This is a genomic window from Microcoleus sp. A6-C6, from assembly GCF_036705955.1.
In the GTDB taxonomy this organism is placed as follows: Bacteria; Cyanobacteriota; Cyanobacteriia; order Cyanobacteriales; family Microcoleaceae; genus Microcoleus.
This window is the reverse complement of sequence record NZ_JAUBVR010000183.1, coordinates 1-1,463: the sequence shown is the minus strand read 5'-3', so window position 1 is coordinate 1,463 and position 1,463 is coordinate 1. Positions and strand designations below refer to the sequence as shown.

Below are 1,463 nucleotides of genomic sequence, written 5' to 3'. Positions count from 1 at the left end.
ATCTAGGTCTTTGGGTTACAGTGCCTTTACCAATTCCTTTCAGTAGTCCAATGTAGGATTTAAAAGACTCAGCGACGGTAGTTAAAATCTGTTGCGCGGTATCGGAATAAAATGCTTTGTAATGCAAGTTATGATTTTCTGTTCCAAGCACTTTGTGCAACTTGGCCCTACTCGGTATTTTGCCTGTTTTAAAGTACATTTGACGAGCATAATATATTCCGCAGTTAGTCAACTTCGATGACTCGCTGCACAGGAATTCTAAAATTGCTTTTAAGTCTTTAGTTGGGCTGATTAAATTCTGTTGACATCCAAACATATTCTTTTTCCTCCTTGTTACAGTATACTAGAATAATAGAATTATATTCTATCAACAATAAACATTATAATTCTGTTTTTATTCATGATTTTACCCGTACTATAGCTCGATATACAGCACGGGTAAAATCTGTCGTAGCCTATCTTCTGCTATGAAAGAATTAATTGAGCACACAGATGTTAGGTGACGGTCGTCGCTGCCGCTTTCCTCCCCATGTCTAAAGCCAGGGGCTTCTCGCTCGTTTTTTGGCGAGCCGAGGGAACTAATGTCGGTAATTCTATTTCTGCCCAGATTGAGTGTTGTCAAATTGGTGAGCGAACCGAGAGAGCTGATGTCGGTAATTCGATTGCTGCGGAGATCCAGTTCTGTCATGCTTGAAAGTATCTGCTCCGCTGCTTCAGGGTCATCAGTGCCAGCCTTTTTTAACAACACTTTAACTGTGCGCCTTGCCTCTGCTGAAAGGCTGTCAATATCCCTGCACCAGTCAGCAAAGCTGCTAAAACTCATTGGCTCGTTTGGTTGTTTTTCTGACACAAAACACTCCGAGATGGGTAATGGGGCATCGGGCAAACAGGGCATGAGAATATCGTTAACTTTTGACTTCGCCTGCTGCTACTTGCAAATCGATGTCATTTCTCCTTTTGCGGTCGATCGCGATCGGTACTATCAGCCAAGCCACTTGAGAAAAAAAACTAGGTTTTTCACCTACTCAACACTTTGAATTAGTTTAATGTTATTTCTCAGCCATTCATTGACCAAAGCTTGAACCTCAATCTTTTTATGCTCGGCAATTTTAGTCACAAAGTCCTCGACATCGGGTTCGAGATAAATGGGATAATGAAACCTAGCATCAGGATGGTAAAACTTGCCTTGCTCTGACGAAGAAAAATCATACTCTGATTTCATAATTTCCTCTCTTGATAAGGTTGGGTTTCTGTGAAATTAGCTTTGCGGGCTGAAATAATCTGAATTATACAGGAGGTGCGATCGGTTTGTTCAAAGGTATGGACAACAACCCTTAAAATTCCTGTTTCATCTAAGCCTATGGTAATCCATCTATCTTCATCTTGACGGGTGCATCTCACTTTGGCGAGTATGCCAAAAAAGGGTTAAAATGAAAAAGCTAGTAAAATTGCCAAATAAAGAT

At 40.7% G+C, this 1,463-nt stretch carries 3 protein-coding genes and 1 pseudogene; all 4 read right to left on the bottom strand.

Annotated elements, in window-relative coordinates:
- A pseudogene (locus QUB52_RS29080) lies at nt 1-316 on the bottom strand (RNA-guided endonuclease TnpB family protein); the annotation flags it as partial.
- A gap of 99 nt (nt 317-415) precedes the next feature.
- Nucleotides 416-850, bottom strand: coding sequence for a leucine-rich repeat domain-containing protein (locus QUB52_RS29075; RefSeq protein WP_332975689.1), 435 nt, complete (start codon nt 848-850; stop codon nt 416-418).
- A gap of 171 nt (nt 851-1,021) precedes the next feature.
- A complete protein-coding gene (locus QUB52_RS29070) occupies nt 1,022-1,222 on the bottom strand; it encodes a hypothetical protein (protein WP_332967015.1) in 201 nt (66 codons plus the stop codon).
- Nucleotides 1,219-1,401 carry a BrnT family toxin gene (locus QUB52_RS29065; RefSeq protein ID WP_332975690.1) on the bottom strand — a complete coding sequence of 61 codons (183 nt, stop codon included), beginning with the start codon at nt 1,399-1,401 and terminating at the stop codon, nt 1,219-1,221. The genes QUB52_RS29070 and QUB52_RS29065 overlap by 4 nt, the downstream gene beginning before the upstream one ends.
- Nucleotides 1,402-1,463 lie beyond the last annotated feature (62 nt).